We start from the raw sequence: 24520 nt of genomic DNA, 5'->3' as shown, positions 1-24520 counted from the left end.
CGCAAGGCGCGCGTTCGCCGTTCCCTATCCCTCGTATTGATCCGGCCCCATCGCCCAGAGCGAATGGTCGTGGCCGAACGCGTAATTGCGGTTGTTGATCGCCGGATTGCGATTGACCATCGGCCGCATGAACATCGGATGGGTTGCGCTGCGGACCTCGTGCTCGACCGTGAAGAGATGCCTGCCGCTGTCGAGATCGACGATGTCGCAGAAGCGGTACTGGTATTGATTGTCCTCACGCGAGATCAGGTCGCGCGCCAGCAGTTTGCGGTAGGGGCCGGAGAAGTCGGTGATGTACATCTGCACATGGTGGCCGTCGTAGTCGCCCTGCGGCCGATCGGTCTCGCGGAATAACAGATGCTGGTCGCGGCCGGTCCTCACGGCGGCGATCTGGCCGTCGCCGTTTCGCAAGCTTGCGGGCATGCCCATGATCTCGGGGTAGAAGGCGCAAATCGCCTTCGTGGTGCCTTCCGGCACGTCGAACTCGACATAGGGAATGCCGAGCGCGATGCGCCCGAAGCGCGCAGCGTCCGGTTCGTAGCAGCGCAGTCGGTTGCCCCACGGACAGGTCGCCTCGACATGATCGTTGTGCTCGGCGAACGCGAACGTCGTGCCCTCGAGCTTCTTCGCGACCGACGCGAGCCGCGCCAGCAGCGCCTCGCGGCCCTCGATGACCAGCCCGACATGGCCGCGCAGCACCTGCGGCCTGCCGCTCGGCAGGTGAAACTGGCTCCGTCCGGCATTGATCCACATGTTGGTGTCGGACACCATCAGGTAGGGATCGCGGGTCAGTCCAAGCCCGGTCACGTAGAACAGCGTGGCGAGGCGCTGGTCGGGGACCTGGATGTTGACGTGCTCGAAATGGATCGCGTTGCCGAGATCTTCTGCGGATCGATCGAATTGTTGCGGCATGGATGTGCTCTGGCTGGGGGACGGACGGGGCAATACTAGAGCAGAATTTCCGCCAGCCGAAACAGTCAGGCGATCACATCTTGGGGGCAGGGGCATGATGTCCTCTGCCGCCTTGCCGTGGCGGCCAGTCCCTGTAATCTGGCGAGAACATATGAATATGGGAAGGGATCGATGGGAGGAGTTTTGGAGGGCGTGCGCGTCCTCGATTTCGGGCGCTATATCGCGGGGCCCTATTGCGCGACCTTGCTGGCCGAATTCGGCGCCGAGGTCATCCGCGTGGAAAAGCGCGACGGCAGCGAGGACCGCTTCGTGGCGCCGGTCGGCGAGGGCGGCGAAGGCGCGCTGTTTCTTCAGGTCAACCGCAACAAGAAGTGCATCACCCTCGATCCGATGAAGCCGGAGGGGCAGGAGGTGATGCGCCGCCTGATCGCGACCGCGGACGTCGTCGTCGCCAATCTGCCGCCGCAGACCCTGCGCGCGATGAAGCTCGACTACGACTCCTTGAAGGCGATCAAGCCCGACATCATCCTGACGACCGCCACCGCGTTCGGCGGGCCGGGGCCATGGTCCGACCGCGTCGGCTTCGACGGTGTCGGCCAAGTCATGTCGGGCTCGGTGTACATGACCGGTGCCGGCGACCCGCCATATCGGGCCGCGGTGAATTGGGTCGATTTCGGCACCGCGCTGCATTGCGCGTTCGGGACCCTCGCAGCCCTGATCGAGCGCGGCAAATCCGGACGCGGCCAGATCGTCGAGGGCGCGCTGCTCGCCACCGCGCTGTCCTTCACCAATGCCACGCTGATCGAGCAGGCGGTCATCAACGTCAACCGTGTTCCGACCGGCAATCTCGGCCAGACCGCAGCGCCGGCCGACATCTATCGCACCAGGGACGGCTGGGTGCTGTGCCAGGTCACGGGGCATCCGCTGTTCAAACGCTGGGCGAAGCTGATGGGTGAGGAGGAGCAGTGGCTGAACGATCCGCGCTTTGCCGACGATATCAGCCGCGGTAACAACGGCCCCGTCATCAGCGCGCGGATGGCGCGCTGGTGCGCCGAGCGCACCACGCAGGAGGCGGTCGATATGCTGGGCAAGGCCATGATTCCGACCGGGCCCGTCCTCAGCCCGCAACAGGCGCTGGACCATCCGCATATTCGCGCCGCTGGCTTCATGCAGGAGGTCGAATATCCCGGCCTGCCGAAACGCGCTCCCGTCGCCCGCGCTGCCGTCCGACTGTCGGAAACGCCCGGCGAGATCGCATCGCGTCCGCCGATGCTCGGCGAGCATACCGACCTCGTCCTGACGGAGCTTGGCTACGACGTGGCTGCGATCGCGACGCTTCGGCAGGGCGGGATCGTCTAGGAAGCGCGCGCGCCTCACGCCAGGAGATTTTCATTGAGGACTCCAGTGGTCGTCAATACCATGGCAAGGTATTGATCGATCAAGCGTTCGACCGACGTGGCGGGGATGGTGGCAGGTTCAAAGAGAGCGCGTGGAGGCAGCGGCCGCGTCAAGCTCGAGGAGGTCGCCCGCAAGGCCAATGTCTCGACCGCGACCGTCTCGCGCGCCTTCAACGAACCCGACAAGGTTTCCGAAGAGGTCAGGCAGCGGGTCAAGGACGCCGCACGCGCGCTGAACTGGATTCCCAATGCTGCCGGACGGGCGCTGGCCTCGCGCCGGACGCATATTGCCGGCGCCATCATTCCCACCCTGGACGATGAAATCTTCGCCCACCAGATCGGCGGCATGCAGACCGTCTTCAGCGAACGCGGCTTCACGCTGTTCCTCGGCTGCTCGAACTACGATCCGGACGAGGGCTTGCGGCAGGCCGAAGCGATGCTTGCGCGCGGCGTGGAAGCAATTGCCGTGGTCGGTGAAAATCATCCCCCCGAGCTTTTTGATGCGCTCAACTCGCGCGGCATTCCCTATGTGGTGACGTACTCCTACAACAAGCTGTCACCGCATCCGTGCATCGGCTTTGACAATCGCGCCGCGTTCAGCCGCATGACGGAGCATCTGCTGTCGCTCGGCCATCGCCGGTTTGCCGCCATCTTCCAGCCCGACACCAACAACGACCGCGTCAAGGACAGGCTTCGCGGCGTCAGCGAAGCGCTCGCGGCCGCGGGTTTGGAAATTGCCGCGCAGGATCTGATGATGGGTCCCTCGACGCTGGAGTTCGGGGCGGCCAGCTTTGCCGGATTGATGACGCAAGCCGTCGACGTTCGGCCGACCGCGATCGTTTGCGGCAACGACAATCTGGCGCTCGGTGCGTTGATGGCTGCGCGGGAATGCGGCCTGGACGCGCCCGGGGATTTTTCGATCACCGGCTTCGATGATCTTGCGATTTCATCGCGCTTTTCTCCGGGGCTTACGACGATGAAGGTCGACAATCAGGAGATCGGCGTCCTCGCGGCCAACGAGCTTCTCGCCGTGATCGCGGGCCGGCAAGCGCAGGCGCAGTCCCGCGAAGTCGTGCCCGTCCTGAAAATCCGCGACAGCGCAGGTCACGCCAGGGGCGCCTGATCCCGCAGAGAGCGGTCGTCTCTTCGATAGCGCGCATATCGTCCCGCCAAGAGGGCTGCTTCCCTCTCAAAGGGCTGCTTGACTCCTCATATGTAAGCGCTTACATAACTGCGTTTTAAACGCCATGAGAGCAACCGGCGGGCCCCTCGCCGGATGAGACGGAGAGGAAACGACAATGCGGAATAGCGTTTTGCGGTGGGCCAGAAACTGTTCGATGGCGGTTTCGCTGGTCTTGCCGATGATGGGAACGGCGAGCCCCGCGGCCGCCGAGGAGAAGCTCGTCGTCTGGTGGAACAAGGGCTACTACAAGGCCGAGGAAGACGCGCTGCTCGCCGTCATCAAGAAGTTCGAGGCCAAGACCGGGGTCAAGGTCGAGCTGTCGCAATATGCGACGCAGGACATGATGCCGAAGCTGGTGGCGGCGCTCGATGCCGGCAGTCCGCCCGACGTGACCTATGCGGACACCTACCATTTCCAGGGCGCCGGCAAGTGGGCCTCCGAGGGCAAGCTGGTCGATCTCGGCTCCGTGCTCGCGCCGATCAAGGGCGAGTTCTCTCCGCAGTCGCTCGAAACGGTCATGCTGTACAACGACAAGACCAAGGCGAAGGCCTATTACGCCTTCCCGCTGAAGCAGGCGACGCTGCATCTGCATTATTGGAAGGACATGCTGGAGGAGGGAGGTCTCAAGGAGACCGACATCCCGAAGGACTGGAAGGGCTATTGGTCGTTCTGGTGTGACAAGGCGCAACCGGCGGTGCGCAAGGCGTCCGGCAAGCGCATCTACGGCGTCGGCCATCCGATGGGTGTCGACGCCACCGACAGCTTCATCTCGTTCCTGGTGTTCATGGACGCCTACAACGTCGTGCTCGTCGACGACAACGGCAAGCTCCTGGTCGACGATCCCAAGGTGAAGGCGGGCCTCGTCGCCGCCATGACGGACTATGTCGAGTTCGCCGCGAAAGGCTGCACGCCGCAATCGGCGACGAGCTGGAAGGATCCCGACAACAACGTCGCCTTCCACAACAAGACGACGATCATGACGCACAATTCGACGGTTTCGCTCCCCGGCAAATGGCTCGACGACGCCGGCAACGAGACGCTCACCGCCGAGCAGCGCGACGAAGCCAAGAAGAACTATAATGACCGCATCCGCACCATGGTCTGGCCCAACAAGCCGGATGGTACGCCGGTCCACACCCGCGCCTCCGTGGTGGTCGGCCTGATCTTCGAGCAGGCCAAGAACAAGGACCGCGCCAAGGAGTTCGTCTCGTTCCTGCTGCGTGACGAGAACCTCCAGCCCTACGTCGAAGGCGCGCTCGGCCGCTGGTTCCCGGTCAAGACGGCCGCACAGAAGTCCGCCTTCTGGGACGGCGACGTTCATCGCCGCGCCGTGCGCGACCAGTTCTTCGCCGGCGTCGGCGGCTACGAGATGAGCAAGAACTACAAGTTCACCACCCTGAACAACGAGAACGTCTGGATGAAGGCCGTGAACGCCATCGTCACCAACAAGGTGCCGGTCGACAAGGCCGTCGACGACATGATCGCGCGCATTAAGGAAGTAGCCGGCAACTGACCGCCAGCCCGAACAGCTACGCTCACGCGTTGCAAGACGCGTGAGCGGCAGGCTCCTGCCTGTCACCGAATTCAACGTCTTGGGAGCCGATTTGTGACCGCAACCATCAAGGGCATCATTCCGGTGATGCTGACGCCGTTCACTGAAGCCGACGCGATCGACTATGCGGGCCTCGAAAACCTCGTCGAATGGTACATCGCCAATGGCGCGGATGCGCTGTTCGCCGTGGCCCAGTCGAGCGAGATGCAGTTTTTGAGCCTGGAGGAGCGCGTCGCGCTGGCGCGCTTCGTCGTGCGGCAGGCGGCGGGCCGGGTGCCCGTCATCGCGTCAGGCCACGTCAGTGAATCCCGCGACGATCAAGTGACCGAGCTGACCTCCATCGCCGCGACCGGCGTGGACGGACTGGTGCTGGTGACGAACCGGTTCGATCCGAAGGGGCAGGGCGGCACGGTCTTCATGGACAATCTGCGCCATCTGCTCGACGCGCTGCCCGCCGATCTTCCGCTCGGCCTCTACGAATGTCCCGCGCCGTTCCGGCGGCTCATGTCCGACGACGAGCTGGCGTTCTGCGCCGAGAGCGGGCGCTTCGCGATCCTCAAGGACGTGTCCTGCGACCTCGAGACCGTGAAGCGTCGCGTGGCGCTGACGAAAAATTCCTCGCTCGCCATCGTCAATGCCAATGCGGCGATCGCCTTCGACGCCATCAGAAGCGGATCCGCCGGCTTCACCGGCGTGTTCACGAACTTCCATCCCGATCTCTACAAATGGCTGTTGACCGACAGCGCGCGGCATCCGGCGCTGGCGGACGATCTCTCCGTCTATCTCGCGCTCGCGGCGATGGCCGAGCCGATGGGATATCCCAAGCTGGCGAAGCTGTACCATCAGAGGCTCGGCACGTTCGCCTGCGCCCACAGCCGGACCATCGATTTCGACATCCGTGAGCGCTTCTGGGCGCTCGATGCACTGCTCGACAAGATCATGCAGGGGCAGGCGAGCTTCCGCGCAAGGATCGCGGCCACGCGCTGATGGCGGCCGTTGCCATCTCGATGATGTGAGGGTAACCGCCGCGCGAGGGCTGTCCCTCGCGCAATTGCGGGTCGACCGTGATTGCGGCCGTGCGCCTAGAGCGAGCTGCCGCCGCAGATGACGAGCTGCTGTCCGGTGATGGCCGCAGCCTCCGGCGAAAGCAGGAACGCCACTGCGTGCGCGACTTCCTCCGGGCGAATGAAGCGGCCGATCGGGGGCAGTTTTGGTGCGACATTGGCGCGGGTCGGGTCTTTCAGCATCGGCGTCTCGGTTGCGGCGGGCGCAACGACGTTGACCGTGACGCCGCGCGGCGCGAGCTCGATGGCCCAGGATCGCGCGAGCGCCACCAGCGCCGCTTTGGTCGCGGCATATTGACCGCGGCCGGCCGCGCCCGAGGCGGTGCGGCTGCCGATGAGGATGATGCGTCCTCCTTTCGGCAAGCGCGGCGCCAGCGCGTTGGCGAGACGCTCGGCGACATCGACATGCAGTCGCCACATCGCGGTGCCGTCGTCATGGTCGAGCGATCCGAGCTCGCCGACCTTGAGCATGCCGGCCGCGTGAACCAGTGCGGTCGGCGCGATGCCTGCGACGGCGTTCGCAATGTTATCGACCTCTCCGAGATCGAGCGAGAGGTGATCGAAGGCCGGATGGTTGAATGGCGCGGGACGGCGGCTGATGCCGGTGACGCGCCAGCCATCGCGCAGCAGCCGTTCGACGATCGCAGCGCCGATCCCTGAGCTGGCGCCCGTGACGAGCGCGTGCGGGCTCTTGTCCATGCTCTCAGTCCCGGATGGCGCGTTTCACCCATGGCTCGGTCACGCGCACATATTTGATCGCGCGGCGATGGAAGGTGAAGGCCATGTGGATCGCTCCGTCGGCGGTCTCCTTGACCGAAGGATAGGACAGTTCGCGATTGGTCTGATCGCGTGAATTGTTGGTCATGCAATAGCCGTCACCGGTCTCGACGTTGCGTTTGCTCCACGTCCGCCCGCCGTCGGCGGAGACGGCCAGCGTCATCGGCGCCCGCGGCGCGCCCCAGAACGCGGTGCGTTCATCCGTTCTTTTGCCGTCGCCGGCGAGCACGGGCGGCAAATCGTCCTCGATCTCGTCATAGAGCGAGAGGCGGCGCCCGGTCGCATCCCTGGCGCTGGAATCGTTGAAGACCAGCGCGAGATGACCGTTGCCAAGTCGCGTGACCTGGATCGAGGAGTTGTTGTTGGGCAGCACGGTCTGGACCGGCGCCGACCAGGTGCGGCCGTGATCGGTGGACCGGCTCTGATAGATGTTGTCTGCCCAGCGGCTGCGGTAAAGGGCGATCAGCGAGCCGTCGTCGAGCCGCGCGATGCACATATGCACGCAGCCGCGGCTGCCGGGGACGTCGATGTCGCGCCAGGTCGCGCCGGAATCGGACGAGATCTTCACCGCGCTGGTGTCCTCGTCGCCGTTCCATTTCCGACCCGGGGTGCTGTGGCAATAGAACACGGGCAGCAGCCAGTCGCCATTGTCGAGCACGACGATCGGCTGCCGGATGAAGGTGCCGCGGCCGCGCTGCTCGGGAAACAGCGTCTCGATCGGGCCCCAGTTCTTGCCGTTGTCGCGGGAGAGGCGGCGGCGGATCAGCGCGGTGTCCTGGTTTCCCGCCAGCTGCGCCGTCCACATCAGCCACAGCGTGCCGTCAGGTGCGGGAAACAGCACCGGGTTCTGCTCCGAACGTCCGTTGTCGTCGGACAGCTTTTCGGCGGGAGACCACTGCGTCGCGCCGCGGGGCAGGCGCGAAAAATAGACCGAGATGTCCGACATGCCCTCCTGCGTGCCGCCGAACCAGACGCAGGCCAGATCGCCGTTCGCGAGCGGCATCAGATTGGCGGCGTGGTTCTGCACGCAAGGCGAGGGAATGAAAGCGTCGGACCGGTCGGGATCGCCGGCGGCCGGGCGAACGACGCCATCGGCGGCGGTCCCGATGTCGGTGGTCACGATCCCGGTATCGATGATCATGTCGAAGTCCTTTCCATCAATGCATTTGGCTGCGGCGTCGTGGCGGCGGCCGGAGCGCGGCCCATCACCAGGCGCTCGACCGCCATCACCACCAGCGGCGTCGCGGCCGCGACATACATGTTGTCGATGCCGAAGGGGTTTCCGAGCATGTACCAGGCCGTCGTCGAGATCGCCGCGCCGATCAGGCCCGCGGTGGCGCCGCGGTTGCTGGCAAACAGCGGCAAATAGAACCCCATCATCGCGATGATAGTGATCGACAGGCGCAGCGCGCGCGTGAAGAACGACAGCTTGAGGATTTCCGGGATGAAGAAGACGAAGACCAGCGGCGCGATGCCGATCGCCACCGAGAACAGGCGGGTCATCTTCAGCTCCCGCTCCGGCGTTGGCTTCCAGTAGGGGACGTAGAAGTCGCGGACCACCAGCGAGGCGATCGCGAGCGCAACCGTGCAGACGCTGACGAAGATCGAGGCGACGAGCGAGGTCGTCACGAAAGCCGAGGCCAGCGGCGGCATCTTCTCCAAAAACACCGGCAGCGCGTAGAGGCTGTTCATGTCGGGATAGAGGAATTTCGCGGAGACGCCGATCAAGGCGAGCAGGAATCCGAGCGGCAGGCAGAACGCCGCCGCATAGAAGGTGGCCCTGCGCGCGTCATCGGCGCTCGGCGTCGATGAGATCGCCTGCACGATGAACTGGGTCGAGAAGATCGCGCCGACGGTGCCAAAGGTCCAGGCGAAGATGGTCGCAAAGCCGATCTTGCCGTCCCAGCTGAAGTAATAGGCGGGCAGCTTGGCCTGGATCGGCGCGATGCCGCCGGTCAGCGACATCGCAACCGAGAATATGATGACGATACCGACGACCTTGATGGCGCTGTGCAGGATCGTCACCCAGGCGACGCCCTTCAGCCCGCCGAACACGTAGTAGAAGGTGCTGACCACGGCGATGATGCACATCGCAACAGGCATGCTGACATGCAGTGCGGTGGCGATTGCGGCCGCGCCGCTCACATAGTTGCCGACGTTCACGAGCAGCAGCGCGTAGATCATGATCACCGACACCGTGAGCATGGTCGACTTGCCGTATTTCTGCGCGATCGCCGCCGAGATGGTGTATTCGCCGGAACTGTAGAGCTTCTTCACCATCAGGAACCCGAACAGCAGGAAGCCGATCGAGGCGCCGAGCACGGCCCACCCCGCCGCTATGCCCGACTGAAACGCTTCCTGCGCCGTGCCGACGGTCGATTTGGCGCCGACGAATTCGGACATCATCAGCACGCCGACGACCACCGCCGGCATCGCGCGTGCGCCCGTCATGAACTGATCGCTGGTCCTGCTGCGCAGCCTGAACGTGAGCCAGGACGTGAAGGCGATGTAGGCGACGATCATCGCGACGATGAGCGTGCTGTCGCCATTGAGGATGGCTTGCATCGATGACGTTTCCTCTGGTGGCGCGGATGCGGTGTTGTGAGCCCGCTTGATCCCGCTGCATATTGTTCGGAATGCGAACAATTGTTCTTTAATTTCATTATTCCTGCCCGCACGTCCCGCGTCAAGCGCGCGCAGCGGTGCGGTGCTGCAACGCGCCCGGTCGGGCAGTCATCGCCGCTGCATGTTCAAAGGGTTGCAGGCCAAAGAAAAAGTGTCGGTGGGACAGTGCGGCGGGACGGTCGGCGCACGGCCGACGTCATGCGCAGGGAATCCGAGGCCCTGCCGTTCCGGGGTCAGTTCGACTTCAGCGCCACCTTGGCGACCTCGGCCATCCAGCTCGAGGCGACCGGCAAAATCGCGTCGTTGAAATCGTAGCGCGGGCCGTGCAGCTCGGCGCCGTCGCGCAATTCACCGTTGCCGATCCAGGCGAAGGCGCCGGGGCACTGCTTGAGAAAGAAGGCAAAATCCTCGCCGGCCATGCTCGGCGCGAGATCGCGTCGCACCTCGGTCTGCACCCTCTCCGCGGCGAGGCGCGCCAGGCCCGCCTCGGCCGGCGTGTTGACCACCACGCCGACGCCCATGACGATTTCGGGCGTGACCTTGACGCCGAAGGTCGTTGCAATGCCTGCGCAGACCTCTCCGATCCGCGCCAGGATGACGTCCTTCACCGCGTCGCGATGATACCGCAGCGTGCCGCCGATGGTGACGCGTCCTGCGATCTGGTTGCGCGCCGTGCCGCCTTCGAGCGTGCACAGCGAGAGCACGGCGGTGTCGAGCGGATCGATGCTGCGCGACACGACCGATTGCAGCGCCACGATCAGGTGTCCCGCCGCCATCACGGGATCGCGGGTCAGATGCGGCATGCCGGCATGTCCGGCATGGCCGTCGATGGTGATGCTGACGCGGCCGCCGGAGGCCATCACGACGCCGTCATGGACCGCGATGGTGCCGGCTGCGAGCCCCGGCCAGTTGTGGAAGCCGAACACCCGCGTCATCGGAAAGCGGTCGAACAGGCCCGCGCCGACCATCGCGCGCGCGCCGCCAAGTCCTTCCTCGGCCGGCTGGAAGATGAAGTCGACGGTGCCGCTCCAGCTGGTGTCGGCCACCAGCAGCGCGGCCGCGCCGAGCAGCGAGGCGGTGTGCCCGTCATGACCGCAGGCATGCATCACGCCTGATGTCGTCGAGGCGTAGGGCAGGCCGGTGTCCTCGGTGATCGGCAGCGCATCCATGTCGGCGCGCAGGCCGACGCGGCCCTGCGCCGACCCTCGCGTCAGCGTCGCAACCACGCCGTGGCCCCCGATGCCCGCTTCGAAGGGAATGCCGAGCTCGGTGAGCTTCTCCTGCACGAAGGCCGAGGTGGCCTTCTCGTGGAGGCCCAGTTCCGGGTGCGCATGCAGATGCCGGCGCCACTGGGTCAGTTTCTGGTGCAGCTCGGGGGGCAAGGCGGGGATCTTTCGTAAGGAGGGCCGGCTAATGCCAGCATAGCCGAATATTGAGCCGACCCGTCAAGCGCCTGCGAGTGTCTCGCGTGCAGCAACATCGTCATGGCCGGGCATAGCCGTCCGAAGGACGGCGTCGCTTCCGCTCGCCATAGCGGTCCGAAGGACGGCGTCGCTTCCGCTCGCCTATGACCCGGCCATCCACGTCTTGCTTCGGCCATGACGGATTGCCCTACGGCGAGAGCTTCGCCAGTCCCTTCCAGTCGAAGCTGATGCCATGGCCCGGCCGGTCCGGCGCCAGCGCCTTGCCGTCCGCGAGCACCAGCGGGTGCTCGATATACTTGTCCAGCCCGAAACCATGCGCTTCCAGATACGAGCGGTTCGGGCAGGCCGCGAGCAAATGCACCGTGATGTCGTGCGCGCCGTGGCTGGTGACCGGGAGATTGAACGCCTCCGCGAGCCGCGCGATCTTCATGAACGCACTCACGCCGCCGCAATTGGTGACGTCAGGCTCGGGGTAGGATACCGCGCCGGCGACGATGTAGTTCTTGAACTCCCACAGCGAGCGCAAATTCTCGCCGGCCGCGATCGGCACGCCGCCGGCCTGCATGATGCGGGCATGGCCCGCGACGTCGTCGGGGATAACAGGCTCCTCGAGCCAGGTGAGGTCGTAGGGGACGAATGCGCGGGCGGCGCGGATCGCGTCCTCCACCGTCCATTTCATGTTGGCGTCCGCCATCAGCGGAAAGCCGTCGCCGAGATGTTTGCGCATGGCCGCGACGCGCGCGACGTCGGATTTGAGATCGGGCCGGCCGACCTTCATTTTGATGGCGCAAAAGCCCTTGGCGAGATTGCCGTCGGTCTGCGCGAGCAGCGCCTCGACGGAGAGATCGAGGTCGATGCCGCCGGCATAGCAAGGCACGTGCGCATCGAAGCCGCCGAGCAGGCGGAACAGCGGCAATTTCGCGCGCCGCGCCTTCAGGTCCCACAACGCGATGTCGAGCGCGGACAGCGCCAAGACCGCCGGTCCGCCGCGCCCGCCATAATGCAGGCCCCACCAGACGTGATGCCAGATCGCCTCGGTGTCGTCGGCCTCGCGTCCCTCCACGAGCGGCGGAATCTCGCGTTTGAGGATGTCCGCAGTCGCCCCGCCATTGCGCCCGACCGTGTAGGTGTAGCCGACGCCTTCGGCGCCGTCGGCATCGCGGATGCGGCAGGTGATCAGCTCGAACGCCGCGATCTCGCCATGCGTTGAGTCCGACAGCGTGACGGGGAGGGGGATCCGGTAGAACCCGGTCTCGATTGTCGAGATGCGTGCCATGTTTCCTTCCTGCTTTTCCTTGCAGGCTAGGCCGGCAGGCATCGGCGGGCAACCGCGGGCGATGCAGGGCAGTTCTGTAGGATGGGTAGAGCGCAGCGAAACCCATCATCTTCGTGACCGCGGCGATGGGTTTCGCTGCGCTCTCCCCATCCTGCGGACGACTTCATGCGAAGAAACGACGCAGCTCCGCCGCAACGCGAATCGGGTCGCCTTCGTTGTCTGCCGCGATGTGTCCGGCGCCCTTGAATTCAACGCGCGTCGCGTTCGGCAGGATCGCGGCGAGAGCATCGAGAGCGGTGGCGAGATAGCCCTGGCTCCGATCGCCGCCAAGCAGCAGCGTTTCCGTGCTCAAGCTCCTGAAGCGGTCAAGATCGCCGGCTTTCTCCGCAATCAGCTCGATGTCGTAGTGGACTGTGGGATGAGCGTGGCCAGAGGCGGCCCGTTGCCAACGGCCGCGTTGGGACGGAGCCGCATCATCATGGCGAAGAACGATTTAAGGACAGGCGCAGGGAGCCTTGTCATGATCTCGTTGTCGCCGGTGCCTTTGAGCACGGCAACAAGGGCGCCCGGCAGATCCCCCTTCGCCAGGGCCGCCTCATAGCCAGCGGCCCAGTAGCGCGGCTGGACCCCGCCGAATTCGAGCGGCGGCTCGTAAAGCGAGAGGCGCGCGATCGCCGGATTGGCGAGCGCGGTGTGCATGGCAACCAAGGCCCCGGCGCTCAATGCAAACACATTGCGTGCGCCCGTCTCGGCGAGAAGCCGGCCGAGATCATCGATCTCGGTCGCCATGCAGTGGTCGGGCCGGAACGGTCCGCTCAGACCTCGACCGCGCCGGTCCGGGATCAGAACGGTGAAGCGGTCGGCCAGCGCTGCGCCAAGGTCAGTAAAGCTCGCTGCGCTCTGCAGCGCGCCATGGAGCAGCACCAGTCCGGGGCCTGAGCCCAGTTGCCGATATCCAATGACGGTGCCGTCATTGGCGACAAATGATCTCTCTGAGCTCACGCGCAACGCGCCTCACCGCATCGTCGCAAGCTGCACGGCCAGCGCGCAGGCGCGATCGTATTCGTCGAGATTGATCCACTCGTCGATCGTGTGCGCTTCGTTCTGACCGGCGCCGAAGGTCACGGTGGGAACACCGTGGCGGACCATCCAGTTGGCATCCAGGCCGCCATTGGCGGTGCGGACGTTCGGGGTGCCGCCGACCGCGGACACCGCCTCGATCGCGCGCTTGATGACGGGCTGATTGTCCTTCATGCGGAACGGAAAATAGTCGGTCTCGGCCTTGAACTTGACCTTGCCGGATTTGCCTTGCGCGTTCGTCACCTTCTTGGCGGCCTTCTCGAACGCGGCCTTGTAGGCCTTGGTGATCTCCTTGAAGAATTTGCCGTCGTGGCTGCGGCTCTCGCCGCGCACATGGACGTAGTCGGTGACGACGTTGGTGGCATCGCCCGCCGGGCGGCCCTCGCCGCCGGTGACGGGGCCGACATTGCTGGTGCCTTGGCTCTTGCCCTTCACGACCTTGCCGAACCAGCCGCCGGCCTTCACGTCTGCAAGCGCGAGCGCCATGATCATGGTCGAGGAGATGCCGCGCTCGGGTGCGACGCCGGCATGCGAGGCGCGGCCGAAGATCTCGACATTCCAGCGGTCCGCGCCGACGGCGCCGATGATGACGTTGGAGGCCGAGCCGCCGTCATAGTTGAAGGCCATCGCCGGCGAGCCGAGCTCGTCCAGCTTGACGTGGCGTGCGCCGTAGAGCCCGCTCTCCTCGCGCACGCAGAACAGCAGCGTGATCGGGGGATGATCGAGCTTCTGCTTGGCGAGCTCGGCGGCCAGCGTCACCAGCACGCCGCAGCCGCAGCGGTTGTCGCCGCCGAGCGCGGTCTTGGCCTCGTTGACGATCTTGCGGCCGGATTTCTTCGGCTTGGCGCCGGCACACAGCGGCACGGTGTCCATGTGGGTCATGAACATGATGCGCGGCTGGTTGTGCAGCGCGCCGCGGCCGGGCAGGTCGACGATGAGGTTGCCGGTCTCGGTCGGCACGGGAATGCGGGTGTTGGCGTCGTCGAGCCGGATCGCCTTGGCCGGCACGCCGCTTTCCTTCAGCGCGGCGGTGAGCTCACGCCCGATCGCCGCCTCCTGTCCGGTGACGCCCTCGACGGAGAGGAAGCGCATGAGGCGGTCGGTGGCGGCTTTGGTATCGACAGGCATGAGATGGTCCTTTGATGCACGGTACGCGTCAGCATCCTTCGCTGCGCCGTGTTTCGCAAGGCCTCTCGGACAGTCCGGTGAGTTTTAGGGCGGGGCAGACCGCATCAAAGCCACGGCGGCTGCATGCGGCGGCGCGCCGAACACGACGCGCCGCCGACGCTTTCGGCACAAAAATCAGTATCGCGCGACGAGCGGGGTGAGGGCAGAATTGAATCGCCAATTCACGCCCAGCATGACGGTTTGCATGTTCTGCCGGACGGTGGCCGGGAAGAAGGGAGTAGCACATCCGGGACTGCTGGTGCAGTTCAGGGTGTAGCCGTTCGTTCCAAAGTCGAAATAATTGTATTCGGCCTTCAACGACAGGTTTGGCAGCAGCGCATATTCGAGGCCGGCGCCGACGACGAATCCCGTCACATCGCGCGACCCCTTGAAATCAACCGAGAAGGCGGCGAAATCGGTCTGCGTCATCTGATAATTGAAGCGGGCGAAGGCGGCGCCGCCCTTGGCGTAAAACAGCACGCGATCGAAGGCGTAGCCGATGCGGCCGGTCGCGGTGGCGACGCGATCGAGCTGGGTCGTCAGCAGGAAGCCGGCGGCGCCGCCCGGAATCAGTGTCGTGCTGGTGTCCTTCATGTCGGCCCAATCGAACTGGCCTTCGAGGCCGACCACCAGGGAGCCGACCTGATAGTCGCAGCCGCCCTGCACACCGGCGAGCCAGCCGCTGTTGTGATTGGCGGTGAATGCTTGCCCGACGATGGGCTGCTGCTCGTTGACCCCGCGGCCGCCGCCGCCATTGCCGCCGACATAGCAACCTGTCCAGGAGAAGGCCGGGGCCGCGGGCGCCGCCTTGTACGGCATCGACACGTCCGCCGCCATGGCCGAGGTCAACGTCGAAACGGCCAGCGCAATGGCGCTGAAAAGGGTTTTGGTGGTCATGCGAGGATCTTCCTTCAACTAACGGCAATGGCGCCTGAGGCGCATCGTGCGTGTCGGCATCGCACAGGCCAGCGACTTCATCTGGTGAGTTGTCCGACTTCGCGATCCGGTCACAATATCCGGCGAGTCATGCGGCGGCTGTAACCACCGGGTCACAGTGGAAATAACGGCCACTGCAGGTTGCGACTTTTCACAGAGGCTGGCGCGACAGGAAGAATCGGGAGCATCCCCTGCGCCACGCTGTTGTACGAGGCTGCTTCACGCAGTGCGCGTATAGGCCAGGAAGAACAGCGCGCCCAGAAGTAGCGCCGCCGCCATGAACAGCAGCACCGCCGGCAGCCCCGCGAACGCCGCCACCGCGCCCGTCATCGACTGCATCAGGGCGGCGCCAAGGAAGAAGGCGAGGTTGATCGCCGCGAGCGCCTTGCCCGCGGTTTGCGCATCGACCAGCTGCCGCGACATGCCGAACAGCAGCGGCTGGGCGGAGGTCGCAAGGCCGATGAGCACGAACAGCACGAGATCATATTGCGGCGGCATCACGGGCACGCCGAAGAGCATCGAGACCGCATAATGCGGCGCCCCCAGCGCCATCAGCGCCAGCAGCAGCGCGCCGACCATATGCGTGCCCGCCACCAGCTCGCGGCGGCGACTGAGCCTGCGGTCGATCATGCCGATGCACAGGGGACCTGCGATCATCGCCAGCGTGAACGCGCCGAGCTGGTTGCCGGCCTCGACCCGCGTCAGTCCCTTGATCTCCATCAGCCAAGGTCCGCCCCACAGGCCGCGCAGCACCAGCGAGGTCGCGAGCGACACCAGCGCCAGCGCGATCAGGCCACGCAGGGGGCGCGAGAGTCCGAGCCTGAGCACCTCGATCATCTGCGACAGCGGCGAGGACTCGTCCTTGTGCTCGGCCGGCTGCCTCGGCACCAGCAAGAACACCGCGAGCGCGACGAGGACGCCGCCGAGCGCCGAGATCCAGAACCCGGCGCGCCAGCCGTAATGATCGACCACGAAAGCGAGCGGGCTCGACGACAGCAGCATGCCGATATTGCCGATCGAGAGGATCGCGCCGGACCACAGCCCGAACCGCGCCGCCGACAATTGCTTGGCCGCCAGCGTCATCGGGCACATCAGCATGCCTGATGTCGCGATGCCGAGCATCACCTGCCCGACCGCGAAGCTTTCGGGCCCCGTCGCGAATCCCGACGCGATGGCGCCGATCACGGTTCCCATAAGCAGGCTCAGCGACACCGGCCGCACGCCGAAGCGATCCATGGCCGCGCCGACCGGAATCTGCGCGGCGGCAAAGGCAAAGGGATAGACCGAGGTGAGGCTCGCCAGCGCCTGCGGCTCGATGTGGAAATCCGCCGCCATCAGGTCGAGGCTGACGGCGGGAATCGTGCGCAGCAAGGTCGAGAGCATGTGCCCGCAGGCGAGCGCAAGCAGCGCAAAGATCAGCGCGCGGGTGCCATCTCCCGCGTTATCAGTGGCAACCGCACTCATCAGCGTCCCGTCCCGGCGAGGGTTTCGGCCGGGTTACACGATTGGCGGGACGGTGCCAATGGGGGAGGGCCGATCCGGTGTGTGATGCTTTGTGTCTTCCGGAGAGCCGATGATCGAGCCAGGCCCCGCGTCGATGCCGCTGAAACTGCGATTCGTCGTTACGCCGTCAGTTGATGACGAGCGCTGTTCAATTCCTGCATTCCGATTTATCGAAGCAAAGGTTCGATTGCTCGAGCCTGGAAAAGTCCTCTGTCGCGATGAATACGAGAAGTCCGAGCAGAACCATTGCCGCGATGTTGGAACGCATGCTGGGGCGGTTCTCGACAGCGGGGCGATGGTGTTCGAACTTCGAGAGGTCGAGCATGCGCAAGATGTTGCCGGACCGTGCATGATCAACCGGATCTCTGCCGCTTCCCGATCGCGTCCGAAACGGTACGACATTTCCCCGGAAGTTCGGTTGATCAGCCTTCATCTCGCGCCTCGTTCCCATCAAGCAGCGCTTGCTGAACTTCAATGATAAGGCCTGACTTGAGGCGAGCGATCCTGAAATTCGCGAGCACCGGCGCAATTCAGCGTGATGCCGCGGTGATCTCTCGCGTCTTTCCATTTCGTTTCTGTTTGTTTCTGCCTGTCCTTCGTTGGACGCTTTGATTGCGCGACTGCGTTTTGCAGCGAGCGAACATGAAAATTTGTACAGATTTTCGCACGCGATCGTCATTTTGACGCTGGGATTTTGTCCGCGATACTTCCAATCCGAGGCGGCGGTTTCACCTGCAATCAGTCGGTTTATCTGAAGGCAGGTACAAACAGTTAGAGGGCCATCAATTTGTCAACGCGACCGAAGCTCAGCGTTGCGCTGTTTGGAATCCTTGCAATAGCCGCGGTGGCCTATGGCGTTTGGTATGAGCTCCTCGGGGGCGTCAAGCCAGCCGCAGCGGCCGCCCAAAGCGCTGCCAGTCAGGCTGCGGCGAAGATTCCCGTCACCTCGTTCGTGGTGAAGAAGGCCGACTTTCCCGTACGCGCCTACGGTCTCGGAGTCGTCTCGCCGTTCAAGACGGTCACGGTCAAGAGCCGCGTCGACGGTCAGATCATCAAGGTGTTCTTCAAACAGGGGCAGATGGTGAAGGAGGGCGATCCGCTTCTGGAGATCGATCAACGCCCCTTTACCGCGGCTCTCGAGCAGGCGGTGGCGAAGAAGGCCCAGGACGAGGCCAATCTGAGGAACGACCGGTTGAACCTGGAGCGATTTCAGAAGCTCGCGAAACAGCAATTCGAGACCCAGCAAAATCTCGATACCCAGCAGGCCCTGGTCGATCAGATGATCGCGCAGGTGAAGGGCGACGAGGCCGCCATCGACAATGCGCAGACCAATCTCGGCTACACCTCGATCAAGGCGCCGATCAGCGGACGAACGGGTTTCCGGCTGGTTGACCCCGGCAACATCGTGCATGCCGCGGATACGACGGGGATCGTCACCATCGCCCAGCTGCAGCCGATCGCCGTGCAGTTCACGGAGCCTGAAGAGCAATTGCAGGCCATCGACAAGGCCTTTGACGCCGGTGAGGTGCCCGTCGAGGCGCTGACCTCGGACGGAACCAGGACACTGTCGCAAGGCAGGCTCGTGGTCATGGACAATTCGGTCAACCAGGCCACCGGGACCATCAGCCTGAAAGCGCGCTTCGACAACAAGGACAATGCGCTGTGGCCCGGCCTGTCGGTCACCACGCGGATGCTGATCGATACGCGCAAGGACGTCATCGTCGTGCCGCAGGATGGCGTGCAGCACGGGCCGTCGGGTCTGTTCGCCTACGTGATCGGCGACAATGGCAAGGTCAGCGCGAGGCCGATCAAGGTCAGTCAGAGCGGCGATGCAAATGCCGTGGTCTACGAAGGGCTGAACGTCGGAGACAGGATCGTGGTGGCCGGACAGTCACGCCTGTTCGATGGCGCGTTGGTCGAGGAAGCGCCTGCGGCTGCGCCGATGGCGGATGCAAGCGCCACTGCCACTCCGGCCACGAGCGGAACCAAGAGCGGAACCAAGACCGGATCGGCTGACTGACATGGCTGGCGGTATCTCGGCTCCCTTCATTCGCCTCCCCATCGCGACGTCGCTGCTGATGGTCGGCATCGTCTTCGTCGGGATCATCGCCTATCCGCAATTGCCGGTGGCGCCGCTGCCGGAAGTCGACTTCCCCACCATCCAGGTCTCCGCCAACCTTCCCGGCGCGGATCCGGAAACGATGGCTTCTTCGGTGGCGCAACCGCTCGAATCGCAATTTGCGCTCATTCCCGGCGTCTCGGAGATGACGTCGCAGAGCCAGACCAGCTCGACCCAGATCGTTCTGCAGTTCGATCTCTCGCGCAACATCGATGGCGCCGGCTCCGACGTGCTCGCAGCCATCAATGCGGCGAGCGGGCAATTGCCCAAGAACATGCCGACCCCGCCGACCTACAGAAAGGTCAATCCGGCCGACTCGCCCATTCTCACGCTTGGCGCCACCTCGACGACGCTGCCGATGACGCAGGTGTCCGACGAGACCTACACCAAGCTCGCGCAGGCGATCAGCCATATCAGCGGTGTCGGCCAAGTCAGTGTCGGTGGACAGCAGGCGCCGTCGATCCGTGTCCAGATCGATCCCGCCAAGCTGGTCGCCAAGGGCCTGTCGCTGGAGGACGTGCGCACCCCGCTCTCGGTGATCACCGTCAACAATCCCAAGGGAACCCTCAACGGCGACACCCGCACCTACACCGTCTATGCCAACGACCAGTTCACCAAGGCCGAGGCCTGGAACGACATCGTCATCGCCTATCGGAACGGCAGTCCCGTCCGTGTCGGCGACATCGGCCATGCCGTCAGTGCGCCGCTGGACAATACCCAGTACGGCTGGGTCGACGGCAAGCCCGGGGTGTTCCTGGTCATCTTCAAGCAGCCCGGCGCCAACGTCATCGATACCGTCGACAGCGTCATGAAACAGCTGCCGCACCTGCAGGCCGGCATCTCGCCGGCCATCAAGGTCTCGGTGCTGTCGGACCGCACGCAGACGATCCGCGCGGCGGTGAAGGACGTGCAGTTCACGCTGCTGCTGACGATCGGCCTCGTCGTGATGGTGATCTTCGTCTTCCTGCGCAGCGTCTGGGCCACCATTATTCCGTCGATCACGGTGCCGCTTGCGTTGCTGGGCGCCTGCGCGCTGATGTGGATAGCCGGCTACAGCCTCGATAATCTGTCACTGATGGCGCTCACCATCGCGGTCGGCTTCGTGGTCGACGATGCCATCGTGATGCTGGAGAACATCACCCGCTACATCGAGGAGGGCGAGACGCCGATGGCCGCCGCGCTCAAAGGCGCCAGCGAAATCGGCTTCACGATCATCTCGATCTCCGTTTCGCTGATCGCGGTCTTGATTCCGCTATTGCTCATGAGCGGGATTATCGGCCGCCTGTTCCGCGAATTTTCGGTGACGCTCGCGATGACGATCGCCGTGTCGGCCCTGGTATCGCTGACGTTGACGCCGATGATGGCGTCGCGCTTCCTCAAATCGCACGACGAGGAGCATCACGGCAGGCTCTATATGCTCAGCGAGCGGATGTTCCAGGGCCTCGTGGACGGCTACGCGCGCGGCCTCGACCTCGTGCTGCGCTTCCGCTTCGCCACCTTGATGGTGTTCTTTGCGACGATCGCGCTGACGGTCTATCTGTTCGTGATCATCCCGAAGGGGTTCTTTCCGCAACAGGATACCGGGCTGATCACCGGAATCGTCGAAACGTCGCAGGACGTGTCGATCGCCGACATGGCCAAGCACATGCAGGAGATCGGCGCGATCGTGCTGAAGGACCCTGCGATCGACCACATGGCGATGCGGATGGGCGGAAGCGGAAATACGCTCAACGACGGCACGATGTACATTACGTTGAAGCCGCGGGATGAACGCACCGACTCGGCCGACCAGGTCATCCGTCGTCTGCAGGTCCAGACGGCGAAGGTTCAGGGCGCGCGGCTCTATCTCCAGTCGGCGCAGGACGTACGTGTCGGCGGCCGGGCGTCCCGGACGCAGTTCCAGTTCACCCTGCAGTCGACCGACATGGACCAGCTCAACACATGGGCCCCGAAGCTGCTCGCGAAGATGAAGGAGATGCCCGAGCTTCGCGACGTCGCGTCCGACCAGCAGACGTCGGGCACCACGCTGACGCTGTCGATCGACCGCAATCAGGCCGCGCGTTTCGGGATCACGCCCGACGTGATCGACGCGACCCTTTATGACGCATTCGGGCAGCGGGAGATCGCGACATATTTCACCCAATTGTCGACCTACTATGTCGTCCTCGAGGTGCTGCCCTCGCTGCAGAAGAACCCGTCCACGCTGGAGCAGATCTACCTCCGCTCCCCGACGACGGGAGGCGAGGTGCCATTGTCGGCGTTCACCAAGTGGACCACGGCTCCGGTCCGGCCTCTGGCCATCAACCATCAGGGCCAGTTTCCCGCGGTGACGATCTCCTTCAACCTCGCGCCCAACGTCGCGCTCGGCCAGGCAACGCAGGCGATCGACGCGATGGAAAGGCAGATGAACGTGCCGGCCGCGATCACCTCGACTTTCGCAGGCACGGCGAAGGCGTTCCAGGAGTCGCTGTCCTCCGTGCCCCTGCTGATCGTGGCGGCGTTGATCGTGGTCTATCTCATTCTCGGCGTGCTCTACGAGAGCTACATTCACCCCTTGACGATTCTGTCGACCCTGCCGTCGGCCGGTGTCGGCGCGCTGGCGACGCTCCTCATCTTCCATTTCGACTTCAGTCTGATCGGGTTGATCGGCCTCGTCCTGCTGATCGGCATCGTCAAGAAGAACGGCATCATGCTGGTCGACTTCGCGATCGCGGCGGAGCGGGATCAGGGCCTGTCGCCGGTTGAGGCCATTCGAAGGGCATGCCTGCTGCGCTTCCGTCCGATCCTGATGACCACGATGGCGGCGGTGCTCGGCGGCGTGCCGCTGATGCTCGGCCACGGCACCGGCTCGGAGCTGCGTCAACCGCTCGGCTACGCCATGGTCGGCGGTCTCTTGGTCAGCCAGGTCCTGACGCTCTTCACCACGCCGGTTGTCTATCTTTATCTGGACCGTGTCTCGCAATGGTTCAGTCCGAAACCACACGCAGGAAGCGATCCTCAGGAAGAGGACGTTGTCGACGACGGCGATCTGGACGTCTTCAAAAAGCTGGACCGGAAGAAATCAGGGGTCTTTGCGGCGGAGTGACTGTTTGACATCCACGCCGACGGCGAGCGCGGTCCGGTCAATTAGAAAAATTTTTTGATGGTGGCTCTGCCGGCACTTCACATGTCGGCTCTCAGGGGAGCTGACAGAAACCGAGGAGTGCTCGATAGATGCGAATGACCCAAAGCGGTCCTTCACTGCATCAGAGAGCCTGGCCACGAAACGGTATTGCTAGCGAGTGAACTGATAATCGATCCAAACCTGAATTTCCGATAGTCCGCTCAAGTCCAACGAGCCCGCTTCGATTTCGTGCGGCTCAATCGTCACGTCCCAATCTCCGCCCACGCCGCGGCCCCAGATGGCCAATGACGTAGGAGCATCGATCGGTGGGTCGGTGTTCTCGACGGGGCGGTCCAGCCGCGTCGTTTCCGCCCGGCGATTGACGGTCTGCGGCGCCAGATGCTGCACCTCAACCGTTCCATCCAGTCGACGCTGCTCATACTGCGCGCCGTGCCGCACCACGCATGAGATTTCTCCGCTTTGATTGCGCGCTCCAACAAAGGAGACGAGCACGTTCTTGACCTTGGTCTCAAAGTGGCCTTCGGGCAGGTCCGTCGCTTCAAGCCGAAAGCTGAAGCTATGTGTATTGCGGAGCGATGCTAATTCCGGACCGTCCGTGAACGAGAGCCTATGGGTGTCCCAGTCGGGCCTGGCGTCAAAGTAGGAGATATAGGACAGCTGCATATTGACGGGGTTCAGGATGCTGCCCCAGGACGCGATCAAGGCGTTTGCGAGAGCGGCTTCGTCCTTTTCGCCTTCGTAGAAGGCCCGGCTGACGTCCGGACTAATCATTCCAGCATCCAGGAAGACGTTCTGTTCCTGGTCGTCGAGCGTATATATTTCGACCGATCTTTGCGCCCGGAAGGCCAGTGTCTGCAGCGATTGGGCCTTTGAGGCTGCTATGTCTATGGCGGCCAGTCCAACTTGCCGAATCGTGTGCTGCCTGTTCAGCAGGTCGGATATCAGCTTATTCACCGATGCAACCACCGCTTCGGCCCGCGCAAGTTTGGCGGTTGCGGCGTCAAGGCGCTGCTGGGCCAAGGTCGCCCGGTTCCCGGCAAGCATCAGTTCGTGAGCCAACTCGACACCCTGTTTGACCAGCGCGACATATTTGGAGCTGTCGGGCGCCGTGGTGGCGTTGAGATTTTGCACCAGCTTCACGAAGCTCACGATGGACTTGCCGCCCTTGACGACAGCGTCGACGTTCTTGCCCACCTCCTCGTAGGCTTTTTTGACCTGCTTGAGGTCTGCGTCCTTGACCTTTGCGTCGTCGATCAGAGCCTTTACGATCGGTTCCGCGTTGTCGCTGAGGGAGTTGGAAAGCGCGACCAATGACGGCACAAGCGCGACGACGCTCGCGCCCGCTGTCGGGATAGCGGCTACGATGCTCACCACCGCCGCGCCGATCGACGCCACCGTGCCGAGGAATCCGCCGAAAGAGAAACTCTTGGTCGCCATCACCGGCAGCGCCGTCTGAATTTCGGCGGTCACCTTGTCGAGCCGTTGCTTCGCATAGGTGACTTCGTCAACTGAGTTCTTCAGTTCGGTCTTCGCTATGTCGAGCTCGTCACTGCTGTTTGCGCGCGCCGCGAGGACTTCCGTGAGTTGCTGCGCCGCGAACTCACTCATGACCGCGATTCCCTCCGCGCCCAAAAGCCATGACGTGCCGATGGTCAGGAAGCTCAGCGTCAGGGACCCAAAGCCGGTATAGGCGGCGATGTAGTAGTCAAACCGCGGCAACAGGTCCATCTCGCGCGGCAGGCCCAGCGCGTTGTTGCCGCCACCCTTCCACACCACCTCGTTCGTCCCTGCAACGGGTTCAGGAAAGCCCACCATCTGTCTTTGCAGACGAAGGGCCTCCACATTGTCCGGCTGAAACTGCAGTGCGGCCGCGAACTCACCTGCAGCAAGCGTCAGATAGCCTGCGCGATCGGTCACGCGAGAGTTGTACCTGTGATAAAAATAGTCCCCGACAGCAATACGGAACGGGGCCCAGTAATTGGCGTAAACGCCAAGATCACCGCGCACAAGCGCCAGGAACTCCGCTTCGGAAACAACGGTGTAAGCGATGGCCGACGAGATGCCCGAAGCTCCGTCCGCGCCAGACTGGGCTTGTTCGTCACCCAGGAACCCTCCGGCGCCGCCCGCACCACCGCCACCGCCCTCCGCTTCAAGTGCGGGAAAGCCATCTTCGGTCATGGTCGTGAAGGTCAGCGTGCCGGCATTTCCTCCTGCTCCGCCGCTGGTGCCCATGCTGGGAGGACTTCCTGGCGTGCCGGGAATTATCTCGCCGGGAACCCATTCCTCGTGTGTGGTTTCCATGGGCCAGGGATCGGGGACCGTGATCCAGTATCCCTCGATAATGGTGTCGGGCACGCCTTCGGTGCCATCGGCTCCCGTTA

At 64.0% G+C, this 24520-nt stretch carries 19 protein-coding genes; 7 read left to right on the top strand and 12 right to left on the bottom strand.

Annotation, left to right across the window (positions count from 1 at the left end):
* Positions 1–24: 24 nt before the first annotated feature.
* Positions 25–912 (bottom strand): VOC family protein, encoded by an 888-nt coding sequence (locus AB7531_RS33580; protein WP_063984894.1) that lies wholly within the window; start codon positions 910–912, stop codon positions 25–27.
* Between the two features lie 171 nt (positions 913–1083).
* Between AB7531_RS33580 and AB7531_RS33575 the strand changes: the two genes are divergently transcribed.
* The 4 genes from AB7531_RS33575 (at position 1084) to AB7531_RS33560 (ending at position 6031) form a co-directional block, all read left to right on the top strand.
* Complete coding sequence (locus AB7531_RS33575; RefSeq protein ID WP_063984893.1) at positions 1084–2271, top strand: CaiB/BaiF CoA transferase family protein; 1188 nt, start codon at positions 1084–1086, stop codon at positions 2269–2271.
* A 105-nt stretch (positions 2272–2376) separates the two neighbouring features.
* Positions 2377–3432, top strand: coding sequence for a LacI family DNA-binding transcriptional regulator (locus tag AB7531_RS33570; RefSeq protein ID WP_063984892.1), 1056 nt, complete (start codon positions 2377–2379; stop codon positions 3430–3432).
* 214 nt (positions 3433–3646) lie between these two features.
* Positions 3647–5005, top strand: coding sequence for an ABC transporter substrate-binding protein (locus AB7531_RS33565; protein ID WP_084795242.1), 1359 nt, complete (start codon positions 3647–3649; stop codon positions 5003–5005).
* 93 nt (positions 5006–5098) lie between these two features.
* Positions 5099–6031: a dihydrodipicolinate synthase family protein gene (locus AB7531_RS33560; RefSeq protein WP_084795241.1), complete on the top strand. Its 933-nt coding sequence runs from the start codon at positions 5099–5101 to the stop codon at positions 6029–6031.
* A 95-nt stretch (positions 6032–6126) separates the two neighbouring features.
* Here the strand turns inward: AB7531_RS33560 and AB7531_RS33555 are convergent, their stop codons facing one another.
* The 10 genes from AB7531_RS33555 to AB7531_RS33510 all read right to left on the bottom strand — a co-directional run bounded on the left by AB7531_RS33555 (position 6127) and on the right by AB7531_RS33510 (position 16857).
* Positions 6127–6807: an SDR family NAD(P)-dependent oxidoreductase gene (locus tag AB7531_RS33555; RefSeq protein ID WP_231144385.1), complete on the bottom strand. Its 681-nt coding sequence runs from the start codon at positions 6805–6807 to the stop codon at positions 6127–6129.
* Between the two features lie 4 nt (positions 6808–6811).
* Positions 6812–8026, bottom strand: coding sequence for a sialidase family protein (locus AB7531_RS33550; RefSeq protein ID WP_231144386.1), 1215 nt, complete (start codon positions 8024–8026; stop codon positions 6812–6814).
* Positions 8023–9450, bottom strand: coding sequence for a sodium:solute symporter family protein (locus tag AB7531_RS33545; protein ID WP_063984888.1), 1428 nt, complete (start codon positions 9448–9450; stop codon positions 8023–8025). The genes AB7531_RS33550 and AB7531_RS33545 overlap by 4 nt, the downstream gene beginning before the upstream one ends.
* 293 nt (positions 9451–9743) lie before the next feature.
* Positions 9744–10892: an amidohydrolase gene (locus AB7531_RS33540; RefSeq protein WP_231144387.1), complete on the bottom strand. Its 1149-nt coding sequence runs from the start codon at positions 10890–10892 to the stop codon at positions 9744–9746.
* Between the two features lie 229 nt (positions 10893–11121).
* Complete coding sequence (locus AB7531_RS33535; RefSeq protein WP_063986583.1) at positions 11122–12210, bottom strand: mandelate racemase/muconate lactonizing enzyme family protein; 1089 nt, start codon at positions 12208–12210, stop codon at positions 11122–11124.
* A 163-nt stretch (positions 12211–12373) separates the two neighbouring features.
* Complete coding sequence (locus tag AB7531_RS33530) at positions 12374–12562, bottom strand: alpha/beta fold hydrolase (protein ID WP_084795240.1); 189 nt, start codon at positions 12560–12562, stop codon at positions 12374–12376.
* Positions 12563–12600: 38 nt separating this feature from the next.
* Positions 12601–13212: an alpha/beta fold hydrolase gene (locus tag AB7531_RS33525; RefSeq protein ID WP_245328659.1), complete on the bottom strand. Its 612-nt coding sequence runs from the start codon at positions 13210–13212 to the stop codon at positions 12601–12603.
* A 12-nt stretch (positions 13213–13224) separates the two neighbouring features.
* Positions 13225–14418 carry a M20/M25/M40 family metallo-hydrolase gene (locus tag AB7531_RS33520; protein WP_063984886.1) on the bottom strand — a complete coding sequence of 398 codons (1194 nt, stop codon included), beginning with the start codon at positions 14416–14418 and terminating at the stop codon, positions 13225–13227.
* 174 nt (positions 14419–14592) lie between these two features.
* Positions 14593–15354 carry an outer membrane protein gene (locus AB7531_RS33515; RefSeq protein ID WP_063984885.1) on the bottom strand — a complete coding sequence of 254 codons (762 nt, stop codon included), beginning with the start codon at positions 15352–15354 and terminating at the stop codon, positions 14593–14595.
* A 258-nt stretch (positions 15355–15612) separates the two neighbouring features.
* Positions 15613–16857 carry an MFS transporter gene (locus AB7531_RS33510; RefSeq protein WP_063984884.1) on the bottom strand — a complete coding sequence of 415 codons (1245 nt, stop codon included), beginning with the start codon at positions 16855–16857 and terminating at the stop codon, positions 15613–15615.
* Between the two features lie 109 nt (positions 16858–16966).
* Here AB7531_RS33510 and AB7531_RS33505 point away from each other — a divergent pair, with 109 nt between their 5' ends.
* The 3 genes from AB7531_RS33505 to AB7531_RS33495 all read left to right on the top strand — a co-directional run bounded on the left by AB7531_RS33505 (position 16967) and on the right by AB7531_RS33495 (position 22100).
* Positions 16967–17374, top strand: coding sequence for a hypothetical protein (locus AB7531_RS33505; protein ID WP_187387776.1), 408 nt, complete (start codon positions 16967–16969; stop codon positions 17372–17374).
* A 309-nt stretch (positions 17375–17683) separates the two neighbouring features.
* On the top strand, positions 17684–18916 hold the full coding sequence (locus tag AB7531_RS33500) for an efflux RND transporter periplasmic adaptor subunit (RefSeq protein ID WP_063984883.1): 1233 nt from the start codon (positions 17684–17686) through the stop codon (positions 18914–18916).
* Position 18917: 1 nt separating this feature from the next.
* On the top strand, positions 18918–22100 hold the full coding sequence (locus tag AB7531_RS33495; protein ID WP_063984882.1) for an efflux RND transporter permease subunit: 3183 nt from the start codon (positions 18918–18920) through the stop codon (positions 22098–22100).
* A gap of 189 nt (positions 22101–22289) precedes the next feature.
* On the opposite strand, the gene AB7531_RS33490 is transcribed toward AB7531_RS33495, so the two are convergent.
* Positions 22290–24494 carry a hypothetical protein gene (locus AB7531_RS33490; RefSeq protein ID WP_441280232.1) on the bottom strand — a complete coding sequence of 735 codons (2205 nt, stop codon included), beginning with the start codon at positions 24492–24494 and terminating at the stop codon, positions 22290–22292.
* Positions 24495–24520 lie beyond the last annotated feature (26 nt).

This window comes from Bradyrhizobium sp. 63_E2_N1_3 (assembly GCF_052076005.1).
In the GTDB taxonomy this organism is placed as follows: domain Bacteria; phylum Pseudomonadota; class Alphaproteobacteria; order Rhizobiales; family Xanthobacteraceae; genus Bradyrhizobium; species Bradyrhizobium barranii.
Note: the sequence above shows the minus strand (reverse complement) of the source record. Positions and strands in the feature narration are given on the sequence as shown.